We start from the raw sequence: 22584 nt of genomic DNA, 5'->3' as shown, positions 1-22584 counted from the left end.
CGATGCGACCAGGCGTTCATGAAACCGGGTATCGGCGTGGCTCAGCGTGTGCATGGCGGTGTCGGGGACCAGCGCGGCCTCGGCGTCGGCCGCGCGCACTTGGTGAACGTCGCGCGAGGTCCGCTTGTCGACGCGGCACCCCGAACCTGTGCTGTCGTCTGGGATGCGTTGCCGCTGTTGGCGCCGACCCGGGCAGGGAGAACACCACGGTGACCCCGATTCCCGGTGACCTGTGGTGGTTTTCGTTCGACTCCGACGCCCTGGGCAACCCGGCCTACAGCTATGAGAACACCACTGGCACCGGGACCACCGGAGCCATCGTCGACCTCGCGGTGTTATACGGACGCAACAACTTACTGATCAACGGTGATGCTGAGTGGGATGCGGGATTCAGCCCAGCGTGCCGCTGATGTAGACGATCTCACCCATCGGGTCATGGTCGACCGCATCGGGTAAGGGTAGGCGATAGCGAGCGAACAATTCCGAGCGCGCAGTACCGGTCATCTCCCACCCCTTGGTAGTGAGATAGTCTGCGGCAGAATGCCGTTCGCCGTGGTAGATCAGCGACGGCATGTCCATGGTCAACCCGATCTGGCTGAACCCGGCGGCCGCAGCCCGCGCCTTTTCCGGATCGAAATCCTTCAGGCCGGGCACGAATTCGGTTGCCACGGCGCTGCCGGGAGCGCTGAGGGCGTCGATGTTGTCGAACAAGCGATCCTGTGCATCCGGCGGCAGATAGATCAGCAGACCTTCAGCGCACCAGGCTGTCGGCTGTTCCGGATCGAAACCCGCCTCCCGCAGCGCGGCCGGCCAGTCTTCACGCAGATCGACCGGCACGGTCCGGCGCTGCGCTGTCGGTGCCGCACCGAGGTCGGCCAGGACCCCGGTCTTGAACTCGATGACCTCCGGTTGGTCGATCTCGTAGACGACGGTGCCGTCGGGCCAGGGCAGCCGGTAGGCGCGCGAGTCCAGACCGGACGCCAGGATCACCGCCTGCCGGATGCCGCGTTCGGTGGCCGCCGCGAAGTAGTCATCGAAAAACCGGGTACGCACGGCCATCTCGTCGATGTTGGCCCGCGCGCTGGCCGCCGCTTCCGGCGCGATGGCCTCGATGGCGTCGAAGTCGAGTTCACCGTTGACCATCTTGGTGAACGCATCGATACCGACGGCCCGCACCAGCGGCGCCGCGAACGGATCGTCGATCAGGCCGTGGGGCGCAGAGCTGGCAATCGCCCGCCCGGTTGCGACGAGCGTCGCCGTCGCCCCCACACTCGATGCCAGATCCCAGGTGTCGCCGTCGGCCCGCGCCATCAGCGCCTCATTTCCGTTCTGCAGACAGATAGCCCGAATCACCGGCAAGGTCGGCGAGGTCCTCGGGGTAGTCGAACCCGTATCCAGCGTAGGCCTCGCGTGCGGTCCGCACAGTCGACTGCCAGCCGTGCCCGTCGAGATAGTCGCCAGCGGTGTGACGGTCACCGGAATAGAACAGGTCCATCAGGTCGACATCGGACCCGACCCGCTTCGACCACTCGCTGACCTTCTTCGTCCATTCCTCGGGCAGGGTGTTCATGTCCATGTGTTCGGTGGCCAGCCGACTTCCGGACGCCGACAGTTCGGTGATGTTGTCGAAGAGCCGATCCTGAGCGTCGGGCGGCAGGTAGATGAGCAGCCCCTCGGCGATCCATGCGGTGGGTTCGGTCGGATCGAAACCGGCGGTACGCAATGCGGCCGGCCAATCATCGCGCAGGTCGATCGCGACCGTCCGACGATCGGCGGCAGGTTCGGCACCGAGCCCTGCGAGCGTGCGCGTCTTGAACTCGATCACCTGAGCCTGGTCGATCTCGAACACCACGGTGCCCGCGGGCCAGGGCAGCCGGTAGGCACGGGTGTCCAGGCCCGAGGCCAGGATCACGGCCTGGCGAATCCCGGCGTCGGTTGCGCTGGTGAAGAAGTTATCGAAGAACCGGGTGCGCACGGCGATCTGCTCGCACATCCGCTGCCGGTCCAGCAGCTGATCGCCCTCGACGCAAATCTCGCCATCGGCCAACCGGATGCAGTGCTCCAGCCCGACGGCTTTGACCAGCGGGTCGGCGTACGGGTCGTTGATCAGCGGATCGGGCTGCTTGGTGGCCAGGGCGCGGGACGCGGCGACACCCGTCGCCGTCGAGCCGACGCTGGTTGCCAGGTCCCAGGTGTCACCCTCGGTGCGTGCCATGGTTTGTCCTCACTGTCGTACTGCCACGATTGCCAATGAATCACGTTGTGCTGCGGCGTCGTCGGAATCGGGGAAGGTGCGGCCGTATTCGGCGAACACCTCGGGGCGCCGCCGGGCTGTCACCGACCAGCCACTGTCGGTGAGATAGTCGACCACCGAATTGCGCTCACCGACGTACCAGAGCTCGGACAGGTCGATGTCGAACCCGTGTTCGCGCCACCGCTCGACCATGGATTGGCTGCGATTGCGCACGGCCGCGGCGATGTCCGGGTGGTACTCGGTGGCCAGCCGGCTGCCCGGGGCGCTCAGCGCGGTGATGTTGTCGAACAGCCGGTCCTGCGCCTCGGGCGGCAGGTAGACCAGCAGACCCTCGGCACTCCACGCGGTCGGCGCCTCAGCATCGAACCCGCTTGCGCGTAACGCCGCCGGCCAGTCGTCGCGCAGGTCGACAGCCACGGCACGGCGCTCCGCGGTGGGGGTGGCGCCGATCCGGGTCATCGCCGCGGTCTTGGCACCGATCACTTCCGGCTGGTCGATCTCGTAGACCACGGTGCCGGCCGGCCAGGGCAGCCGGTAGGCCCGGGCGTCCAGTCCTGAAGCGAGGATGACGGCCTGTCGGATCCCGGCGCCTCCGGCGGCGGTGGTGGAATTGCCGCCTCCGGCGGTGCTGGTGGAATTGCCGCCTCCGGCGGCGGTGATGAAGAAGTCGTCGAAAAATTTCGTCCGCACCGCCATCACCGACGTCATCAGCTCCGCGACCGCGGAGTCGTCGCCGTCGAGCATGATGTCGCCGTCGACGAGCTTGGTGAAGAAGTCCACGCCCACTGCACGCACCAGGGGTGCTGCGTAGGGATCGTCGATCAGGGGATCGGGTTCGGTACTGGCGATCGCGCGGGCTGCGGCCACCATGGTGGCCGTTGCGCCGACGCTGGAGGCGAGGTCCCAGCTGTCCGTATCGGTACGTGCCATGCCGGTCCCTACCGCTGCGCGCTGATGTAGAACACCGATACGGCATGCACCTCGTCCTCGACCGGCGGCAGGCCGGTCTGGATCAACAGATCGTTGGAGCTGATACCGGTGACCTCCCACGAGTGGCCCTCCAGATAGGTGGTCACGTCGGCGCGGTCGCCCAGGAAGATCAGCTCGTTGAGGTCGATGTCCAAGCCGTGTGCACGCCAGCGGTCGGTGAAGTCCTGCATTCGGGCGCGGATCGTCTCTTCGTCATTGGCCTCGGTGGCGGGAACACCCTCGACGCCGAGTCTGCTGCCCGGTGCGCTGAGCGCGGTCACCTGATCGAGCAGGCGGTCCTGGGCGTCGGGCGGCAGGTAACCCAGCAAACCCTCGGCGATCCATGCCGTCGGCTTGGTGGGATCGAAACCGGCCTCGGTCAGCGCCGTGGGCCAGTCGAAGCGAAGGTCGATGGCCACCGCGCGGCGATCGGTGGTGGGCGTGGCACCCAACCCGGCGAGGGTGGTCGATTTGAATTCGACGACCTGGGGCTGGTCGATCTCGAACACCACGGTGCCGTCTGGCCACGGCAGGCGGTAGGCCCGCGAATCCAAGCCCGCGGCCAGGATCACCGCCTGACGGATGCCGGTGCGGGTGGCCGCCAGGAAGAAGTCGTCGAAGAACCGGGTACGGGCGGCCATGCCGTTGGCGAACCGGGTCAGCCCGGTCACGGCCTCCTCGTCGAGGCCGTCTGTGGTGAAATTCTCGTCGACCAGTTTGGTGAAGAAGTCCATCGCGACGGCCCGCACCAGGGGAGCGGCGAACGGATCGTCGATCACCGGGTCCGGGGCGTTGGTCGCCATCGCCCGGGCTGCCGCGACCATCGTCGCGGTGGCTCCCACGCTAGACGCCAGGTCCCAGGTGTCGTTGTCCGTACGCGCCATGAACTCCCCTTAGATCCTATTAGTTAGGTAGTGTAACGAGCTGTCGCCGACTGTACGCTTCGAACCTGAATATGGGCTTGGCCTGCGGGTGAAGCTGATCGATGCGGGGCCGCCCTGGTGCAACTGTTACTCTCGTAGACTGTTTGACGCTTGAGTTCGCGGGCTGTGCGCCCGCCGGGCTGGCATGTATACGACTTGACCAAGACGCTGGACCCACCAGCCCCATTTGGCACGCCGCGCTGAGACGCTGGCTGCGCAGGAGGAAGAGTGCTTTCGGCTTTCATCTCATCGCTGCGGACGGCCGACCTCAGACGCAAGATCCTGTTCACGTTGGGCCTGGTGATCCTGTACCGCGTCGGTGCGTCGATCCCGTCCCCCGGGGTGAACTACCCGAACGTGCAGAAATGCATCGAGCAGGTCAGCGGCGGCGACTCAGCACAGATCTACTCACTGATCAACCTGTTCTCCGGCGGCGCCCTGTTGCAGTTGACCGTGTTCGCGGTCGGCGTGATGCCCTACATCACTGCCAGCATCATCGTGCAGCTGCTGGTGGTGGTCATCCCGCGCTTCGAGCAGCTGCAGAAGGAAGGTCAGGCCGGCCAGGCCAAGATGACGCAGTACACGCGTTATCTGTCGATCGCGTTGGCCATCCTGCAGGCCACCAGCATCGTGGCGCTGGCCGCCAACGGTGGGTTGCTGCAGGGCTGCTCGCTGAACATCATCCAGGACAGCTCGATCTTCGGGCTGATCGTCATCGTGCTGGTGATGACCGCCGGTGCCGCCCTGGTCATGTGGATGGGCGAGCTCGTCACCGAGCGCGGTATCGGCAACGGCATGTCCCTGCTGATCTTCGCCGGCATCGCCGCGCGTATCCCGTCCGAGGGCAAGACCATCCTGGACAGCCGCGGCGGCCTGGTCTTCACCGCCGTGTGCGCGGCCACGCTGGCCATCATCATCGGCGTGGTGTTCGTGGAACAGGGTCAGCGTCGCATCCCGGTCCAGTACGCCAAGCGCATGGTCGGCCGCAAGATGTACGGCGGTACGTCCACCTACCTGCCGCTGAAGGTCAACCAGGCCGGCGTCATCCCGGTGATCTTCGCGTCGTCACTGATCTACATCCCGCACCTGATCACCCAGCTGATCCGCAGCGGCAACCCCAACGGCGGCAACAGCTGGTGGGACAAGGTTGTCGCCAACTACCTGACCAACCCCGCGGACCCCGTCTACATCGCGATCTACTTCGGCCTGATCATCTTCTTCACGTACTTCTACGTGTCGATCACGTTCAACCCGGACGAGCGCGCCGACGAGATGAAGAAGTTCGGTGGCTTCATTCCCGGTATCCGCCCGGGTAAGCCGACCGCGGACTACCTGCGTTATGTGCTGAGCAGGATCACCCTGCCGGGCTCGATCTACCTCGGTGTGATCGCGGTGCTGCCGAACCTGTTCCTGCAGATCGGCAACACCGGGACGGTGCAGAATCTCCCCTTCGGAGGAACTGCGGTTCTCATTATGATTGGCGTCGGACTGGATACCGTCAAACAAATCGAGAGCCAACTCATGCAACGCAACTACGAAGGGTTCCTCAAGTGAGAGTCGTTCTACTCGGACCGCCCGGGGCGGGCAAAGGCACACAGGCCGAAAAGCTGTCCGAGAAGCTCGGCATCCCGCAGATCTCCACCGGGGACCTCTTCCGCAAGAACATCGGCGACGGCACACCCCTGGGTGTCGAGGCCAAGCGGTACCTCGACGCGGGTGACCTGGTTCCTGCCGAACTGACGAATCGCCTGGTAGGGGACCGAATCGACCAGGCCGACGCGGCCAACGGGTTCATCCTGGACGGCTACCCGCGCTCGGTCGAGCAGGCCCGCGCGCTGCACGACATGCTCGAGGCCCGTAACACCAAGCTGGACGCGGTGCTGGAGTTCGCGGTCTCCGAGGATGAGCTGCTCGCCCGGCTCAAGGGCCGCGGCCGCGCCGACGACACCGAAGAGGTCATCCACAACCGGATGAAGGTCTATCGCGAAGAGACCGAGCCGTTGCTGAAGTACTACGGCGACGAGGTCAAGACGGTCGCAGCGGTGGGCGCCCTCGACGAGGTGTTCGCCCGCGCTCTGAGCGCCCTCGGCCGGTGAACCGGCAATGCGGGCGGCCGGTGAACCGGCAATGCGGGCGGCCGGTGAACCGACAATGAGGCAGCGTCGGTGATCTCGTTACCAGGCTTGCGCAACCGTAAGGTGGTCGCGCAGCGCAGCGCCGGGGAACTCGATGCCATGGCGGTTGCGGGCGCGCTGGTCGCGTCGGCGCTGCGGGCGGTGCGTGCGGCGGCGGCGCCGGGTGTGAGCACGCTTGAGCTCGATCGAATCGCTGAGTCCGTCATCCGCGACGGCGGCGGTATCCCGTCGTTTCTCGGGTACCACGGCTTTCCCGCCAGCATCTGCGCGTCGGTGAACGATCGTGTAGTGCACGGTATTCCCTCGGCCGGCGAGGTGCTGGCCGCCGGTGACCTGGTATCGATCGACTGCGGCGCGATCGTTGACGGCTGGCACGGCGATTCGGCGGTCACCTTCGGCATCGGCGCACTGATCGACGCCGACGAGGCCCTGTCCGAGGCCACCAAAGCAGCCATGGAAGCCGGGATCGCCGCGATGCTGCCAGGCAACCGGCTCACCGATGTCTCGCACGCCATCGAGGTCGAGACCCATGCCGCGGGAGCCCGCCACGACCGCAAATACGGGATCGTGGCCGGCTATGGCGGGCACGGAATCGGCAGGCAGATGCACATGGATCCGTTCCTGCCCAATGAGGGTTCGCCGGGCCGTGGGCCATACCTGGCCCCGGGTTCGGTGCTGGCCATCGAACCGATGCTGACGCTCGGCACCGGCAAGACCGTGGTGTTGGACGACGAATGGACTGTCATCACCACCGACGGGAGCCGTGCCGCGCACTGGGAGCACACCGTTGCGGTCACCGAGGACGGCCCTCGGATCCTCACCCGCTGAGGTCCTCAGCAACCGCGCGGCTCGATGTTTCCGGACCGTCGCGCGGGGCGGGCTCGAAGGTCTCAATGAACTCGATCACCGCCAACGTCGTATTACTGGCGGAGGTTGGTTGATGGACGATCCGGAGGCCGCCATGATCCGGGGGCTCTACGACGAGCACGCCGCGGCCTTGTGGCAGTACGCGCTGCGTCTCACCGGAGATCAGGCGCGCGCCGAGGATGTGGTGCAGGAGACGTTGCTGCGGGCGTGGCGGCACCCCGATGTCACCGCGAATACCGATCGGTCGGCCAGGGCCTGGCTGTTCACGGTGGCGCGGAACATGATTATCGATGAACGCCGAAGCGCCCGGTTCCGCAACGAGACGGGTATGCCGTCCCCGGAATTGATGGCCGACCACGCCGTCCCTGACCAGGTGGACACCGCATTGGACCGGTTGTTGCTGAGCACCGCACTGAGCCAGCTGTCCGAAGAGCACCGGGCTGTGGTGCGGCGGGCCTACTACCAGGGCTGGACCACCACGCAGATCGCGGCCGACCTGCAGATTCCCGAAGGCACCGTGAAGTCGCGACTGCACTACGCCGTCCGCGCACTACGACTTAATCTGCAAGAGATGGGGGTGACACGATGACACGATTCGGTGTAGCCCGCATTGAGCCGGTCGACGGCGACCGCTACCTGACCTGGGATGCGGCCTATGTACTGGGCTCATTGACGGGCGCCGAGCGTCGCGAATACGAAGTCCACCTGGGGGGCTGCGGGCGATGCCGCGCGGCTGTCGCCGAGTTGAGCGGCATGCCGGCCTTGCTCGCTCTGCTCGACCTCGACGACGTGCGCGCGCTCGACGAGGAGCTGCCCGGCCCGCCGTTGCGGCCCGAAGTGTTGGATTCGGTGCTCGCCAAAGTCAGCTGGCGTCGGCGTCGGTACCGGTGGGTGACCTTGGCTGCGGTTGGGTTGGCGGCTGTCCTGCTGGCGGTCGGGCTCGTCGTTGCGATCCGCCCGGAGGTATTCGGTCTGCACACCGGTTCGCAACATCAGCAGGCCGCACGGATGTTCGAGATGTCCAAGGTGTCCGATACCCCGATCAACGCCAGTGTTGGGCTGAGCAGCTACGCGTGGGGCACGCGGATCAACATGGCGTGCACGTATGGAGACTGGGGCAAGAAAGATGCTTCGCCGCAGAATCTGGGCATGGTGGTGGTCGGCCGCGACGGTAGCCGGACCGAGGTGGCAACGTGGCTCGGATTGTCCGGCGCAACGGCGCTGCCCAGTGGGAACACGACGTTGCCGATCAACGAAATCGCTGCGGTGCAAATGGTCTCTTCGCCCGATGGAAGAGTCCTACTTCAGAGAAATCTGTGAATCCGACTGCCGGTGCACCGCGCCCTCACCGCCGTTCACGCCGCGGCAGCGGTGATGCGGTATGAAGAAGCGTGCCCTCATCACCCGACAAGCGCGACCCCATTGCGCTGGCCCGTGCCAACTGGGAGAGCGCGGGCTGGGGTGACGTCGCCGACGGCATGGTTGCGGTGACATCGGTGATGCGTGCGCACCAGATTCTGCTGGCCCGCGTCGAGACCGCATTGCGGCCCTACGGCCTGAGCTTCTCGCGCTTCGAGTTGCTGCGGCTACTGGCGTTCAGCAGGGCCGGGGCGTTGCCCATCACCAAGGCCTCGGACCGGCTGCAGGTCCACGTCACCAGCGTCACGCATGCCATCCGCCGGTTGGAGGCCAGCGGGCTGGTCGAGCGTATTCCACATCCGACTGACGGCCGAACGACCCTGGTGCAGATCACGGAGCTGGGACGTGCCACGGTCGAGGATGCCACCGTCACCCTGAACGAGCAGGTGTTCGGCGACGTCGGGATGTCCCCGCAGCAATCCCGCGCGTTGGTCGCGTCGATCGAGACGCTCCGTCGCAATTCCGGCGATTTCTGACCCGCGTCACGCAGCGATCTCGAGGTTCAGGAACTCGGGGGCCTTGATCACGCGGCGCAGGATGAATCGGATGAATACCGGCATGTCTGCGGCGGTTTTATCCTGGTAGACCTGTGGCGCCGTGAGTCGGTAACGGTGTCGTCGGGTTTCCAACTCGCACCCTCCCGCGGCCAGGACATTGCGGACCCAGTCGGCCTGCCGTCCGTAGGTCAGTGCGATGACGTAGCCGTTCGGGCGCTTGAACGCCCACAGCGGGGTGCGGAAGATCCGCCCCGATTTGCGTCCACGGTGGATGACGACGGCCCAGCCGGGGGCCCAGGGGGCGATGAACCGGGTGAGCCGGTTGAGACCGATCTTGTTGGCGTGGGCAACCCATCGTGGAGCCGGCATCGGGAACTCCTCATATGTGGAATTAACTCCCCGAAGGGTAGCTCCGCTGCAATCGTGACCGGATCGTCGACGGCGATCCGGTCGGTCTCGCGGAGGGTTGACCAGGGTGTTCTTCGATGCGTGGGAACACCCCGACACGCGTGCGCCGCTCCTGGCAATCTTGCGCGGGGCGGCCACCCACGAAGACTCCGCGGCGTTGGTACGGCTGCACCTATTCGATGATCACGGGTAGCGGGATTGTCGCGGTGACCGCGGTACCAGCCCCCGGGCGGGATCGGATGTTGAGCCTGCCGCCGACGATCTCGGCTCGTTCGGCCATCGACAGCAGCCCGTAGCCGCCCATCTCGTCACTGCCCAGTGGATGCTCGAAGGTGTCGAAACCCTTTCCGTCGTCCACGATTTCGAGTCGGGCCACGTTGTGATCGACGGCGAAGGTGAGCCGTGCCCGGCTCGCGTCGGCGTGCTTGACGACGTTTTGCAGACATTCCTGGGCAATGCGGTACAGCGCCAACTCGATGTGATCGGGCACCCGGGTCTCGGCGAGCTCGACGTCCAGGTCGATCCCGGGGATGGAGCGCGCCAGGCTGGCCAGACCGCCGGCCAGACCGAGATCGTCCAGTACCGGCGGCCGCAGTCCGCTGATCGCGGCGCGGGCCTCCTGCAGTGTCAGGCCTGCGAGTTCCCGTGCCTTGTCGAGCTGTTCAGCCAGCGCCCGGGGGTCATCGACGGCGCGGGCCGCGGCATCGAGCCGGTAAGACAGCGTCACCAGCCGCTGCGAGATGCCGTCGTGGATGTCGCCGGCCAACCGGCGCCGCTCGATCTCCTGCGCCTCGATGACCTGCTCGACGAAATTCTCGTGGGCGTGCTCGCGGGCCACCAGCTGCCGGTGCAGCCGGGCCTGGTGCAGCGCACCGGCGATGAGCCGGCCGATCACGACCAGCAACTCGACGTCGCGTTCTCCGAACTCGCGGCGGTTGACGGTGTGCACGTTGAGGACACCCACCAGCCCACCTGGGTCGGTCTGCATCGGCACCGACACCATCGACGTGAAGTCGCGCCCGCGCAGCGATTCGAAAGGCGTGTAGCGGGGGTCGGCTCCCTTGTCGTGGCTGATCACCACCGGTTCGCGGTGACTGGCCACCCAGCCCGAGATGCCCTGGCCGAGCGGCAACCGGATCTTGCCGACCTCGGCGTCGAACGGCGGGGTCGCGCCGGCCAGCGTCAGTGCCCGGTCGGAGTCATCGAGCACGTGCACGAAGCACACGTCGGTCGCGGTGGCTGCGGTGATCATCCGGGCGGCCGCGGCGGCGAGGTGCTCCACTCCGGGGCCGCTCGCGGTGGCCTGGATGAGCTCCCGTAACAACGCCAGCTCGCGGTCGGCGGTGAGTATCATCGGGCCGAATTCGCTGGTCAACGGTAGATGCCTTCGCGCAGGGCGGTGGCGACGGCGCCGGCGCGGTCGGTCACGCCGAGCTTGCGGTAGATCGACCGTAGATGGGTCTTGACGGTCTCCTCGCCGATCACCAATTTGGTCGCGATTCCGCGGTTGGACAGCCCGGCGACCACGAACGACAGGATCTCGCTCTCCCGCTGGGTCAGGCCTTGCCGAACACCTGGCCAGAACTCGTCGCGCTGCAGCCGCGCGGCCGTGTCGGCCGCGCGGGCCGCCATGCCGGGATCGATCGCGGTCGCGCCGCCGTAGGCGAATTCGATCTGACGCACCAGCTCGTCGCTGCTGATGCTCTTGAGCAGATAGCCCGATGCGCCGACCCGCAGGGCCTGGAACAGATACTGCTCGTCGTCGTAGACCGACAGCATCACGACCTTGCGGTCCGGATTACGTTCACGCAGGTCGCGGCATAGATCGAGGCCGCTGGAACCTTGCATGCGGACATCGCACAGCACGATGTCGGGGTTGAGCTCTTCGACAACGGTAAGGGCTCGCTCAGCGCCAACTGCGTGGCCGATCACCAGAACCCGGTCTTTGAAAGCGGCAAGCATGGCCTTGAGACCCTCGATGACCATTTCGTGGTCATCGACCAGCACAAGGCGCACTGGGCTGGAGGCCGCCATGGCATCAGCCTATGTGCGGCAGCGCATGTGAGGAGAAGATCCGGCCTCGCGGCGGCCGAGTGAAAGTTCGCGTCCCCAATCACCCGTACGGGGGAGGCGGACTCCATGTGATGTGGACCACTCTCATGAGGTGTCGTCACAGCAGCAGAAAGTATGGCGTGCCGGACGGTTCTGGTGGGACTGTCCTGAGCCGGCAGACGCAGGAGCGTTCCCGCTACGTGCGGTGATCTTCGACCTCGACGCGCTGTCCGACTTGGACATCGACGGACATCGGGTCGTCTTCAACGCGGCATTCGCCGCGCACGGCCTGTCACTGGAATGGGGTGTGGAGCGCTACCGGCAGCTGCTGGCATTGCACGATGAACATCAGCGCGTCGCTGCCGAACTCCGTAAGCGCTGCGTGGGGCCGGAATGCGACGTGCTCACCGAACTGCTCGCCGACGAGATCTGTGCCACCAAAGACATGATGTTCGACAAGATGATCCTCGACGCCGGATTGGCCCCGCGGCCCGGTTTGGTCGACCTGGTGATGGACGCCTTCGCCGCGGAGGTCCCGGTCGGTGTGGTGTCGGGCGGCCGGCGTCGATGGGTGGAGCCGTTGGTGCGGCAGTTGGTGGGCGAGGGTCTGGTGGAAACCGTTGTCACCGGTGACGACGCGACTTCGTCGGCGTGCGGCGCCGCCCACCGGCAAGCGCTCGCCGAGCTCGGAGTGTCGGCGCACGATGCGTTGGCGGTCGCCGGGTCGAGCACGGGATTGCGGGCGGCGAATGCGGCGGGACTGGCCACCGTGTTGGTCGGTGCCGAACCCGGCGCCGCCCAGCCTGCCGTCGTGGTACGGCCGGATTACGCCGGCGCGGGGGATGCGTTGCGGTTGGCGACCTGCCGGCGGCTACACGCCGCATGGTGGGCGCAGCACAGCCCCTCAGCCGCGTAGCGTCTCGATCACTGCGCTGAAGTCCTTACCGGCGTTGGAGACGTCGGAGGCAATGAAGTCGGCGTAGATCTTCGCCGCATGGGTGCCCAGTGGCGCCGACGAACCCGTCGACGCCACAGCCGCCATGGCCAGGCCGAGGTCCTTGTTCATCAACGCGGTGGAGAAGCCCGGCTTGAAGTCGTTGTTGGCCGGGGACGTCGGGACAGGCCCCGGCACCGGACAATTGGTGTGTACTGCCCAGCAGTTGCCGGTCGCACCGGTGATCACGTCGAACAGTGACTGCTTGTCCAGTCCCAGCTTCTCGGCCAGCACGAACGCCTCGCCGACGGCGATCTGCTGCACCGCGAGCACCATGTTGTTGCACACCTTGGCGGCCTGGCCGGCTCCTGCGGCTCCGCAGTGAATGATCTTGCCCGCCATGGGTTCCAGGATGGCGCGGCCCCGTTCGACAGCCTTGTCCTCGCCGCCGACCATGAACGCCAGTGTCCCCGCCACCGCGCCTTTGACGCCGCCGGAGACCGGGGCGTCCAGCTGGTCGAAACCGTGCTCGCCTGCCAGCTTGTGCACCTCACGGGCATCGTCGACGGAGATGGTGGAGCTGTCGATGAACAGCGCGCCGGCGGTCGCGGCGGGCAGCATCTCTGCATAGCAGCTCTTCACCAGTGCGCCGTCGGGCAACATGGTGATCACCACGTCCGCCCCCGCCACGGCCTCGACTTCACTGCCGAACATGCTGACACCATTGGCCTTTGCAGCCTCCTGCGCCGCAGGGACCGGATCGAACCCGCGCACGGTGTGCCCTGCGGCAACCAAGTTTGTGGACATCGGGCCGCCCATGTGGCCGAGGCCGAGGAAAGCGATTGTGCTCACGTGCAACTCCTATCCCGCCGCGCGGGCGCGGCCAGCATCTGTTGAATTGCGGGCTCTGCCCGCGTCCGCTGAATTGCGGGCTCTGGCCGCGGCCGCACGCCCGATCACCACGCGCATGATTTCGTTGGTTCCCTCAAGGATGCGATGCACCCGCAGATCGCGGACGATTTTCTCCAACCCGTACTCGCGCAGATAGCCGTAGCCACCATGCAGTTGCAGGGCTTGATCGGCCACCTCGAAGCACGTGTCGGTGACGTAGCGTTTGGCCATCGCGCACAGGGCCACCTTGTCAGGATGGTTGCTATCGAGTGCCGAGGCCGCCCGCCACAACATGTTTCGTGACGCCTCCAGCCCGGTGGCCATGTCTGCCAGCGTGAACCGGATGGTCGGTTCGTCGAGCAGGACACCGCCGAACGCCTGGCGGCCGGCTACGTAATCCAGCGCCTTGTCGTACGCGGCCTGAGCACCGCCGAGCGAGCAGGCGGCGATGTTGATCCGGCCGCCGTTGAGACCATTCATGGCGATGCCGAACCCGGCGCCCTCGGTGCCGCCGAGCAGCGCATCGGCAGAAACCCGCACACCGTCGAAGATCACTTGCGCGGTGGGTTGGGCATTCCAGCCCATCTTCTGTTCTTGTGCCCCGAAACTCAGCCCCGGCGTGCCCTTTTCGACCACGAAGGCGGAAATGCCCCTCGGCCCCGGTGAACCGGTGCGCGCCATCACCACGTAGACATCCGAGCTGCCCGCCCCGGAGATGAACTGCTTGTCGCCGTCGAGTACGTAGTCAGAACCGTCGCGCACGGCCCTCGTGCGCAGGGCCGCGGCGTCCGAGCCAGCACCCGGTTCGGTCAGGCAGTAGCTGGCGATGGCATCCATCGACGCCAACCGCGGCACCCAGGTCTTGCGTTGCTCCTCGGTGCCGAAGCTGTCCACCATCCACGCGCACATGTTGTGAATGGACAGAAATGCCGCGATGGCCGGGTCGGCGGCGGCGAGTTGCTCGAAGATACGCACGGCATCCAGCCGTCGCAGCCCGCTGCCGCCGGCGTCCTCACGGCAGTAGATCGCCGCCATGCCGAGTTCGGCCGCCTCGCGCAGTACGTCGGTGGGGAAGTGGTGTTTCTCGTCCCACTCCAACGCGTATGGCGCGATGCACTTTTCGGCGAACGCGGCTGCTGTCTCAGCGATCACGCGTTCGTCGTCATCCAGCTCGTAGAGATGCACGGTGGGTACTACTTCATGGTCGGGATGACGAATTCGGCGCCATCCTTGATGCCTGACGGCCATCGCTGCGTCACGGTCTTGACCTTGGTATAGAACTGCACCGACGCGGGGCCGTGCTGGTTGAGATCACCGAAGCCCGATCGCTTCCAGCCGCCGAACGTGTGGTACGCCACTGGAACCGGGATCGGCACGTTCACGCCGACCATGCCGACCTGGACCCGGGACACGAAATCGCGGGCGGCATCGCCGTCACGGGTGAAAATCGCCACGCCGTTGCCGTATTCGTGCTGAGACGGAAGGGCCACTGCCTCTTCGTAGTTCTGCGCCCGCACAATGCAGAGCACCGGCCCGAATATCTCGTCGGTGTAAATCGACATGTCGGGAGTGACGTGGTCGAACAGGGTGGGGCCGATGAAGTAGCCGCCCTGAAGGCTCACGTCGCCGAAAGTCAGCTCGTCACTGGCCCGCTCGCGGCCGTCGACCACGAGCTCGGCACCGGCTTCCACACCCTGGCCGATGTAGTCCTTGACCCGGGCCAGGGCCGCCTCGGTCACCAGTGGTCCGTAGTCGGCCTTGGGATCGAGGCTGTGACCCACCCGCAACTGGGTGACCCGCTCGACGAGCCGGTTACGAAGCCGGCGCGCGGTTTCTTCGCCCACGGGGACGGCGACACTGATGGCCATGCAGCGCTCGCCGGCGCTGCCATAGCCTGCCCCGATGAGCGCGTCGACAGCCTGATCCAGATCGGCGTCGGGCATGACGATCATGTGGTTTTTGGCACCGCCGAAGCACTGCGCGCGCTTGGCGTGCGCGGCCGCGGTGGCGTAGATGTATTGCGCGATGTCGGAGCTGCCGACGAAGCCGACAGCCTTGATATCCGGATGCTCGAGGATCGCGTCGACGGCTTCCTTGTCGCCCTGGACCACCTGGAACACGCCCGCCGGCAGGCCAGCCTCGAGAAACAGCTCGGCCAGGCGCAGCGGCACCGAGGGATCGCGCTCAGAAGGCTTGAGAATGAACGCATTTCCGCATGCCAGGGCGGGGCCGGCCTTCCACAGCGGGATCATCGCGGGGAAATTGAACGGCGTGATCCCGGCGACCACGCCCAGCGGTTGGCGGATCGAGTACACGTCGATGCCGGTGCCTGCGCTTTCGGTGAACTCACCTTTGAGCAGGTGTGGGATGCCGACCGAAAACTCGATCACCTCGATGCCGCGCTGGATGTCGCCGAGCGAGTCGGCCACGGTCTTGCCGTGCTCGAGGGACAGCAGCTCGGCCAGCTCGTCGGCATTCTGGTTGACCAGGTCGATGAACCGTATGAGAATTCGGGCGCGGCGCTGCGGGTTGAAAGCGGCCCACGTCTTTTGGGCCTCGACGGCGACGGCGACCGCGTCGTCCACATCGGCGGCCGAAGCCATCAGAACCTGGGCCTGGACCTCGCCGGTGCTGGGATTGAACACATCGGCAGTGCGGGTCGATCCGGCGGTGGTCCGCTCGCCGTTGATGAAGTGGGGAATCTGTGTAGTCATGACGTCCGTCCAGGATTTGTGCGCAATGGTGGCAGCTCGGGGTTTCACCCAGGATACTTGCATATCCTAGTAATTGGCTGTGTCGTTTGGCAAGGGTTCTGATCGCCCGCGAGCAGACGCTCGGGGTTCGCCAGTGGTGTGTCTCGCGGTCTGCGGCGCGCGTGCACGACGGTGAGCTGACCGTCGCCTGATCAGCAGACGCGGAGGTCCGGTTTCCCCGGCGTGTCGGGGACTTTCACGTCTGCTGGCGGTAGGAAAATGCCTACCTAACCGAGAGGCTCCGCAGAGCCTGCATGCGCGGTGCGGACGGCCGTGCCACAGGTCCATCCTTACCCGAGATCGATACCCGCGTGACCGTTGTCGTCTCGCACTCCGGAATCCGGGACGCTAAGACCCGTTGCGTAACTCCTCGACGAAGCCACGAGTTTCTTTCCAGGTCGGCAGCAGACCCGCGGCGCGCACCTCATCCAGAGTGGGTGCTGCGGCATCGCGTTCGGAGATGACCAGCTCATGGCCGGCGGGCCAATCGATGCCGAGGTCGGTGGCCAGGATGGTGTGCTCCCGCTCCGGGGCGTAGGGCGCCGAGCACAGGTACATCACCGTCGAATCATCTTCCAGCGCAAGGAAAGCGTGACCCAGGCCCTCGGACAGATAGATCGAGCGGCGGTCCCGGTCATCGAGCAGCACCGAATCCCACTGGCCGTACGTCGGCGAACCGACCCGGATGTCGACCACGACGTCGAACACCGCACCCCGCACGCACGTCACGTACTTGGCCTGGCTCGGGGGGAGTTCGGCGAAGTGCACACCGCGCAGCACTCCGGCCGCCGACACCGAGCAGTTTGCCTGCTGCAGATCGAACTTGTGCCCGGTGAAGCCGCTGAAGCCCGAGGCGGTGAACCATTCGAAGAACATCCCGCGGGAATCGCCGTGCAGTTTGGGGGTGAGTTCCCATGCTCCCGGGACCTTGAGCTCGCGTGCGGTCACTGGCCGCGCTCCTGGTAGTTGGTCTCGACCTTCTCTTTCAGCGGGCCCCACCACGATTCGTTGGCGCGGTACCAGTCGATGGTGTTGCGCAGACCGTCCTCGAAGTCGGTGTGCACCGGCTTCCAGCCCAGCTCGTCGGTGAGGGTCGACGGGTCGATGGCGTATCGCAGATCGTGCCCCGCACGGTCGGTGACGTGGTCGAAATCGTCGGGGTCACGGTCCATCAAACGCAATAGGGTGCGCATCACGGTCAGGTTGTTCTGCTCGCACTGCGCGCCGATCAGGTAGGTCTGCCCGGCCCGGCCGTCGGCCAGGATCCGGCGCACCGCGGCATTGTGATCGGCGACGTGGATCCAGTCGCGGACATTGGCGCCGGCGCCGTAGAGCTTGGGCCGGCGGCCGGTGAGCATGTTGGTGATCTGACGCGGAATGAACTTCTCCACGTGCTGGTACGGACCGTAGTTGTTGGAGCAGTTCGACAGCGTTGCGTGGATGCCGTAGGAGCGCACCCATGCCCGCACCAGCAGATCGGCGGCCGCCTTCGTCGACGAGTACGGGCTCGACGGGTTGTACGGCGTCTTCTCGGTGAACCGCGCCGGATCGTCGAGAGGCAGGTCGCCGTACACCTCGTCAGTGGAGATGTGGTGCAGCCGCACCCCGTGCCGCCGTACCGCCTCCAGCACCGTGAAGGTGCCGACGACGTTCGACTGCACGAACGGTGCCGGATCCGCCAGGGCGTTGTCCACATGGGTTTCGGCGGCGAAGTGCACGACGGCGTCGGCCTCGGCGGTTAGGCTCGACACCAGAGCCGTGTCGCACACGTCGCCCTCGACCAAGCGGATCTCGTCGGCCACCGGCGTCAGCGACTCCCGGCTGCCCGCATACGTGAGGGCATCGAGCACCGTCACTGATGCGCCGTCCCGCACGGCGTCCTGCACGAAATTCGCACCGATGAACCCGGCACCCCCGGTGACCAGCAACCGCATGGGCCAACTCTAACGGGCGGCCCGGTCAGCCTTTCAGGCCCAGCGGCCCGGCCAACTCCGTCAGGGTCGGCACCAGCTTGTCCCACCCGCCGAGCACCTGGATCGCCACGTGGTCGGCGCCCGCGTCGAGATGTTGCCGCAAACGGTCTGCAACGGCGTCGGGCGTGCCGTGCGCGACGACCGCATCGATCAGGCGATCGCTACCCGGCTTGGCGATGTCGTCCTCGCTGAATCCCAACCGGCGCCAGCTGTTCAGATAATTGCTCAGATTCAGGTAGAAATCGACGGTCTCGCGCCCGACCGCGCGGGCGGCCTCGCCCTGCTGCTCGGATCCGTCGGTCAACACCACCTTGTGCTCGGGCGCCAGAAAGGCATCCGGACCGATGAGTTGGCGTGCGTGTGCGGTGTGCTCGGGCGTGGTCAGGTACGGGTGCGCGCCCGCGCTGCGGTCCGCGGCGAGCTTGAGCACCTTGGGGCCCAGGGCTGCCACCACGCGCCGATCCTTGGGCACGCCGTGCTCATCGAGCGCGTCGAGATACTCGACCAGCACGTCGTAGGGCTTGCGGTACTCCTGGGTGTGCTCGGGGTGCCCGACGCCGATGCCGAGGATGAACCGGTCCGGATATGCGGCCTCGATGCGGTGATAGGACTCGGCCACCTGCGCCGCCGGGGCGGACCACACATTGACGATGCCGGTGGCCACCCGCAGGGCGTCCGTGGCCGCCAGGATCGGTTCCACGAACGCCAGATCCGCGGCCGGTGACCCGCCCGGCCAGATGGCGCCGTAGCCCAGCTTCTCGATCTCGACGGCTTGCTCGGGCGTCGGCGCACCGAATGTCCACACCCCAAAGCGGCCCAGGTTCAATGTCATTGGCGTCCCTTTCGATTACTGAAGGCCCAGCGGGCCGGCGAGTTTGGCAAGTACCGGTACCAGTTTGTCGCTTGGTGCCTGTGGTGTCGTGGTGTCAGTCATGGTCGGGTCAACTCGGCGTCACTCGACCGCTATTCCGAAAAACTCGCGATGATTCTCACCGTTCGCCGGGCTACATCGGTGTCGGCAGGTCTTCGGGTGCGGGCGCCTCAAGTGGTAGCAGCACGATGAATCGGGTGTCGCCCGGTTCGGACTGCACCCGCAGGTCACCGTTGTGCTTCTCGACGACGATGCGCCATGCGAGGTCGAGGCCCAGGCCCGTGCCCTCACCGAACGGTTTCGTGGTGAAGAACGGCGTGAAGATCCGCTCGGTGATGTCGGCCGGAATACCCGGGCCGTCGTCGCAGATCTCCACGCGGACCAGATCTCCTTCGCGCCCGGTGCGCACCGTCAGCGTGCCTTCGCCGTTCATCGCCTGGATCGCGTTGTCGATGATGTTGGTCCACACCTGGTTGAGATCACCCGGGTAGCAGACCAGCTCGGGCAGCGACTTGTCCCAGTCCTTGACGAGTTGAACGCCCTTGCCTTCCTTGCCGATCCGGTCCCCGAACATCATCAGCGTGCTGTGCAGCAGTTCGTGGATATCGGCGCTCTGGTACGGCGCACGGTCCATCTGCGAATACTGCTTGGCTCCGGCCAGCAGCGCCGAGATCCGCTTGCTGGCCTCGGCGATCTGATTCATCAGCAATTCGGTCTCGATGGTGTAGCGCAGCCAGCCGATCGCGCTCATGAAGGATGCTGTGGCATCGACGTCGTCAAGTGAGGCCGCGACACTTTCGAACCAGTCGATGTCCAGCCCGGCGTCGACGAATGTCGGCGCGTAATCCCAGGCGCTGGTGATTCCGCGGTCCTCGAGCCACTCGCCGATCTGCTCCTCACGGTCGGAGGCCTCCAGCGCGGTCAGATCCTGCGCCTTGTGTTTGGCGATCTGCTCGGCCACCCGGTCTTGGATACTGACCAGCTCACGCAATGCGGCAGGCGGGACGTGCCCGTCGCCGAGCATCGCCAGCTTGTGGCGCATCTTGCTGATCCGGTCGCGCAGGTCGGCGACCGCCCGCGCGGTCGCCGCTGCGGGATTGTTGAGCTGATGAGTCAATCCGGCTGAAAGTTGGCCAAGGGCAAGCAGTTTCTCCCGTTGGCCGATGATCTGGCGGCGCCGGAGGCCACCGACCTTGTGACCCTCCAACAGGTGTACCGCCATCGGGAACTCGGTGCGCATGAAGTCGGCGTAGGCCTTGGCGTCCAGGACGAAAAACCGGGACGGCTTGGTCACCCGAACAGACGCCTCGTACACCGGCTGCTCACCCGGGATGTAAGCCGACCACGCACCGCAGTAGACCCCGCGCATCGAAGTGCGGTTGGTCTCGATGTCGATGCCGCCGGACTTCATCGTCATCACCAGTTCGCCGTCGAGCATCACGTAGAAGCACGTGGCGGGTTCACCCTCGGTGCAGACGGGGCCCGGCTCGAACGTGGCGATATGACCGTTGGCACACAGGATGTCGAGTTGTTCGTCGCTCAGTGACTCGAACAGGAACAGGGTCCGCAGTTCTTCGCGTATGCAGCCTTCGCTCATGGTTGTCATCAGCTCCTCAGGCTTCGCCGGCGGGCCGGCCATCATGATTCCGCCAGGTAACGGTGCACCAACATCACCGCCATCGACCCTTCGCCGACCGCGGCCGCCACCCGTTTGGCAGAGTCGGCACGCACATCACCTGCAACAAACACACCGGGCACACTTGTTTCCAGGTGGTGCGGCGGACGTTCCAACGTCCAGCCGCAGACGTCGCGCAGGTCTGGTCCGGCGAGGATGAAGCCGTGGTCGTCGCGGGCCACCACACCGTCGAGCCACTCGGTGCGTGGGGTAGCGCCGATGAAACAGCACATCCGCGTCGACATCACCTTCTCCCGCTCGCCCGTGCGCTTGTCTTCCAGCACCAGCCCGACGAGGTGGTTGTCCTCGCCGATCGCCTCCACCACCTCGGTACAGGTGCGGACGTGGATGTTGGGGGTCTCCTCGATCTGCTGGATCAGGTAGTAGGACATCGACGCCTCCAGCGACGGTCCCCGGACCAGCAGCGTCACCGACTTCGCTCCGCGCGACATGAACATGGCCGCCTGCCCGGCCGAGTTCGCGCCGCCGACGATGTAGACGTCTTCACCCTCGCATTCCGAGGCGTCGGAGACCGAGGCGCCGTAGTACACGCCGCGGCCGACGTAATTCAGTGGGTTCAGCGGGTCGTCCCAACAGCCCGGCACCGGCAGTTGCCGATAGTCGACCCCGGTCGCCAGGATCACCGCACGGGCGCCGATGGTGTTGCCGTCGGCGAATGTGATGGTCCGCGCCGCCCCGGCGACTTCGAGCGCGGTGGCTTCGCGGGTGGTGATGACCTCGGCGCCGAAACGCTCGGCCTGCCTGCGGGCCGACGTGGCCAACTCCGCGCCCGACACCCCGGTGGGGAAGCCCAGGTAGTTCTCGATCCGTGAACTGCGTCCGGCCTGTCCGCCGGTCGTCGTGCCCTCGATAAGAACCGTCTTGAGCCCCTCGGAGGCGCCGTAGACTGCCGCGGCCAACCCGGCCGGACCACCGCCGATGACCGCCAGGTCGTACATCGTCAGCGACGGGCTGGTGGACAGCCCCAGCATGTCGGCGAGCTCACCGTCGGTGGGCTCGACCAACGTCTCGCCACCCTCGGTGATCACCACGGGAAGCTGGCGGCCGTCCAGACCGGCGGCCTCGAGCAGTTGCCTGCCCTTCGGTTCGTCGGAGGTGAACGCCCGATAGGTGTGCTGGTTGCGCGCCAGGAACTGGCGGACCTCCCAGGACCGGGCGCTCCACTGGTGGCCGATCACCTTGGTGTGGGGGATAGCCCGGTCGCCGACGGCGTGCCAGGCCTCGAGCAGCCCGTCGATCACCGGATAGAGCTTCTCCTCCGGCGGATCCCACGGCTTGAGCAGGTAATGGTCCAGGTCGACGATGTTGATGGCGTCGATCGCCGCGGTGGTGTCGGCATATGCCGTCAACAGCACGCGGCGGGCCATCGGGTAGAGGTCCATGGCCGCTTCCAGGAACTCGATACCGCTCATCTGCGGCATCCGGTAGTCGGCCACGAACACCGCGACGGTGTCACCGCGGAGCTTGAGTTCGTTGATGGTCTCCAAGGCGTCCAAACCGGACTCGGCACGCATGATCCGGTACCGCTCGCCGTAGTGTCGGCGCAGATCGCGGGCGACAGCACGGGAGACGGCCGGATCGTCGTCGACGGTGAGGATCACTGGTTTACGGGGCGCAGACGCGGGTCCAGTCATATCGATCCAAGTATGCGCCCCACTGCCAGCGATTTTCTCGGCCAGGCGGTGCTACTCCGACGACGCCGTGACGGCCTGCCCGTCGATCCGGCTCGGCGCGGACTGATCGCCCTCGATCCGGTTCAGCATGGACGGCAGGTCGTGTCGCCGCTGGCCAGCTGCGATTTTGGCGCAGCCGAAACAGCGAGTAGTGTGGACCAACGGTGCGGCTTCCGCGCCGACTCTTTGCGTGCCCTGTCTTGGAACTTTGGAGTTCTATCGATCCAGCTCACGTTTTCAGTCGGTCGTGTGGCTGTGCCACGGGCGCA

The 22584-nt window shown here is 66.0% G+C and carries 22 protein-coding genes and 2 pseudogenes; 9 read left to right on the top strand and 15 right to left on the bottom strand.

What is annotated here, in order from left to right; all coding sequences use genetic code 11:
* Nucleotides 1-99 precede the first annotated feature (99 nt).
* Nucleotides 100-389 (top strand): annotated as a pseudogene (locus H276_RS24175) (DUF3830 family protein); the annotation flags it as partial.
* 1 nt (nt 390) lies between these two features.
* On the opposite strand, the gene H276_RS0115790 reads toward H276_RS24175, so the two are convergent.
* From H276_RS0115790 to H276_RS0115775, 4 genes are read right to left on the bottom strand one after another with little or no spacing between them, the layout of a single operon-like run.
* The gene (locus tag H276_RS0115790; RefSeq protein WP_019972276.1) at nt 391-1311 is read right to left on the bottom strand and encodes a class I SAM-dependent methyltransferase; all 921 of its coding nucleotides are present in this window, start codon (nt 1309-1311) and stop codon (nt 391-393) included.
* Nucleotides 1312-1318: 7 nt separating this feature from the next.
* On the bottom strand, nt 1319-2215 hold the full coding sequence (locus tag H276_RS0115785; RefSeq protein ID WP_019972275.1) for a class I SAM-dependent methyltransferase: 897 nt from the start codon (nt 2213-2215) through the stop codon (nt 1319-1321).
* A 9-nt stretch (nt 2216-2224) separates the two neighbouring features.
* Entirely contained in the window at nt 2225-3184 is a 960-nt protein-coding gene (locus H276_RS0115780; protein ID WP_019972274.1) for a class I SAM-dependent methyltransferase, read from the bottom strand.
* Nucleotides 3185-3192: 8 nt separating this feature from the next.
* Nucleotides 3193-4107 carry a class I SAM-dependent methyltransferase gene (locus tag H276_RS0115775; RefSeq protein ID WP_019972273.1) on the bottom strand — a complete coding sequence of 305 codons (915 nt, stop codon included), beginning with the start codon at nt 4105-4107 and terminating at the stop codon, nt 3193-3195.
* A gap of 267 nt (nt 4108-4374) precedes the next feature.
* Between H276_RS0115775 and secY the strand changes: the two genes are divergently transcribed.
* From secY to H276_RS0115740, 6 genes are all read left to right on the top strand, one after another.
* The gene (gene secY / locus H276_RS0115770; protein WP_019972272.1) at nt 4375-5700 is read left to right on the top strand and encodes a preprotein translocase subunit SecY; all 1326 of its coding nucleotides are present in this window, start codon (nt 4375-4377) and stop codon (nt 5698-5700) included.
* Nucleotides 5697-6242: an adenylate kinase gene (locus H276_RS0115765; RefSeq protein ID WP_019972271.1), complete on the top strand. Its 546-nt coding sequence runs from the start codon at nt 5697-5699 to the stop codon at nt 6240-6242. The genes secY and H276_RS0115765 overlap by 4 nt, the downstream gene beginning before the upstream one ends.
* Nucleotides 6243-6311: 69 nt before the next feature.
* Nucleotides 6312-7109 carry a type I methionyl aminopeptidase gene (map, locus tag H276_RS0115760; protein ID WP_019972270.1) on the top strand — a complete coding sequence of 266 codons (798 nt, stop codon included), beginning with the start codon at nt 6312-6314 and terminating at the stop codon, nt 7107-7109.
* A 112-nt stretch (nt 7110-7221) separates the two neighbouring features.
* Nucleotides 7222-7737, top strand: a complete 516-nt coding sequence (locus H276_RS0115750; RefSeq protein WP_019972269.1) for a sigma-70 family RNA polymerase sigma factor — start codon at nt 7222-7224, stop codon at nt 7735-7737.
* Nucleotides 7734-8468, top strand: a complete 735-nt coding sequence (locus H276_RS0115745) for a zf-HC2 domain-containing protein (RefSeq protein ID WP_019972268.1) — start codon at nt 7734-7736, stop codon at nt 8466-8468. The genes H276_RS0115750 and H276_RS0115745 overlap by 4 nt, the downstream gene beginning before the upstream one ends.
* Nucleotides 8469-8539: 71 nt before the next feature.
* Entirely contained in the window at nt 8540-9043 is a 504-nt protein-coding gene (locus H276_RS0115740; protein ID WP_019972267.1) for a MarR family winged helix-turn-helix transcriptional regulator, read from the top strand.
* Nucleotides 9044-9049: 6 nt separating this feature from the next.
* Here the strand turns inward: H276_RS0115740 and H276_RS0115735 are convergent, their stop codons facing one another.
* Nucleotides 9050-9433, bottom strand: coding sequence for a nitroreductase family deazaflavin-dependent oxidoreductase (locus H276_RS0115735; protein ID WP_019972266.1), 384 nt, complete (start codon nt 9431-9433; stop codon nt 9050-9052).
* 97 nt (nt 9434-9530) lie between these two features.
* On the opposite strand from H276_RS0115735, the pseudogene H276_RS25685 reads away from it, so the two are divergent.
* A pseudogene (locus tag H276_RS25685) lies at nt 9531-9638 on the top strand (TetR/AcrR family transcriptional regulator); the annotation flags it as partial.
* A 6-nt stretch (nt 9639-9644) separates the two neighbouring features.
* On the opposite strand, the gene H276_RS0115730 reads toward H276_RS25685, so the two are convergent.
* On the bottom strand, nt 9645-10826 hold the full coding sequence (locus H276_RS0115730; protein ID WP_019972265.1) for a GAF domain-containing sensor histidine kinase: 1182 nt from the start codon (nt 10824-10826) through the stop codon (nt 9645-9647).
* A gap of 17 nt (nt 10827-10843) precedes the next feature.
* A complete protein-coding gene (locus H276_RS0115725; protein ID WP_026357055.1) occupies nt 10844-11506 on the bottom strand; it encodes a response regulator transcription factor in 663 nt (220 codons plus the stop codon).
* A gap of 130 nt (nt 11507-11636) precedes the next feature.
* Here H276_RS0115725 and H276_RS0115720 point away from each other — a divergent pair, with 130 nt between their 5' ends.
* The gene (locus H276_RS0115720) at nt 11637-12440 is read left to right on the top strand and encodes an HAD family hydrolase (protein ID WP_026357054.1); all 804 of its coding nucleotides are present in this window, start codon (nt 11637-11639) and stop codon (nt 12438-12440) included.
* Here H276_RS0115720 and mmsB read toward each other — a convergent pair.
* The 8 genes from mmsB to H276_RS0115680 all read right to left on the bottom strand — a co-directional run bounded on the left by mmsB (nt 12429) and on the right by H276_RS0115680 (nt 22276).
* Nucleotides 12429-13310: a 3-hydroxyisobutyrate dehydrogenase gene (gene mmsB / locus H276_RS0115715; RefSeq protein WP_026357053.1), complete on the bottom strand. Its 882-nt coding sequence runs from the start codon at nt 13308-13310 to the stop codon at nt 12429-12431. The genes H276_RS0115720 and mmsB overlap by 12 nt on opposite strands.
* Nucleotides 13311-13319: 9 nt before the next feature.
* Entirely contained in the window at nt 13320-14534 is a 1215-nt protein-coding gene (locus H276_RS0115710) for an acyl-CoA dehydrogenase family protein (protein ID WP_019972261.1), read from the bottom strand.
* 8 nt (nt 14535-14542) lie between these two features.
* Nucleotides 14543-16063 (bottom strand): CoA-acylating methylmalonate-semialdehyde dehydrogenase, encoded by a 1521-nt coding sequence (locus H276_RS0115705; protein WP_026357052.1) that lies wholly within the window; start codon nt 16061-16063, stop codon nt 14543-14545.
* 387 nt (nt 16064-16450) lie between these two features.
* The gene (locus tag H276_RS0115700) at nt 16451-17050 is read right to left on the bottom strand and encodes a dTDP-4-dehydrorhamnose 3,5-epimerase family protein (RefSeq protein ID WP_019972259.1); all 600 of its coding nucleotides are present in this window, start codon (nt 17048-17050) and stop codon (nt 16451-16453) included.
* Complete coding sequence (rfbB, locus tag H276_RS0115695) at nt 17047-18036, bottom strand: dTDP-glucose 4,6-dehydratase (RefSeq protein WP_019972258.1); 990 nt, start codon at nt 18034-18036, stop codon at nt 17047-17049. The genes H276_RS0115700 and rfbB overlap by 4 nt, the downstream gene beginning before the upstream one ends.
* Nucleotides 18037-18061: 25 nt before the next feature.
* The gene (locus H276_RS0115690; RefSeq protein WP_019972257.1) at nt 18062-18907 is read right to left on the bottom strand and encodes an LLM class F420-dependent oxidoreductase; all 846 of its coding nucleotides are present in this window, start codon (nt 18905-18907) and stop codon (nt 18062-18064) included.
* Nucleotides 18908-19079: 172 nt separating this feature from the next.
* The gene (locus H276_RS0115685; RefSeq protein ID WP_026357051.1) at nt 19080-20543 is read right to left on the bottom strand and encodes an ATP-binding protein; all 1464 of its coding nucleotides are present in this window, start codon (nt 20541-20543) and stop codon (nt 19080-19082) included.
* 41 nt (nt 20544-20584) lie between these two features.
* A complete protein-coding gene (locus H276_RS0115680) occupies nt 20585-22276 on the bottom strand; it encodes an FAD-dependent oxidoreductase (RefSeq protein ID WP_026357050.1) in 1692 nt (563 codons plus the stop codon).
* Nucleotides 22277-22584 lie beyond the last annotated feature (308 nt).

The sequence above is a fragment of the Mycobacterium sp. 141 genome (genome assembly GCF_000382405.1).
Taxonomy (GTDB): domain Bacteria; phylum Actinomycetota; class Actinomycetes; order Mycobacteriales; family Mycobacteriaceae; genus Mycobacterium.
The sequence above is the reverse complement of the archived record's forward strand: the minus strand, read 5'-3'. Positions and strand labels throughout refer to the sequence as shown.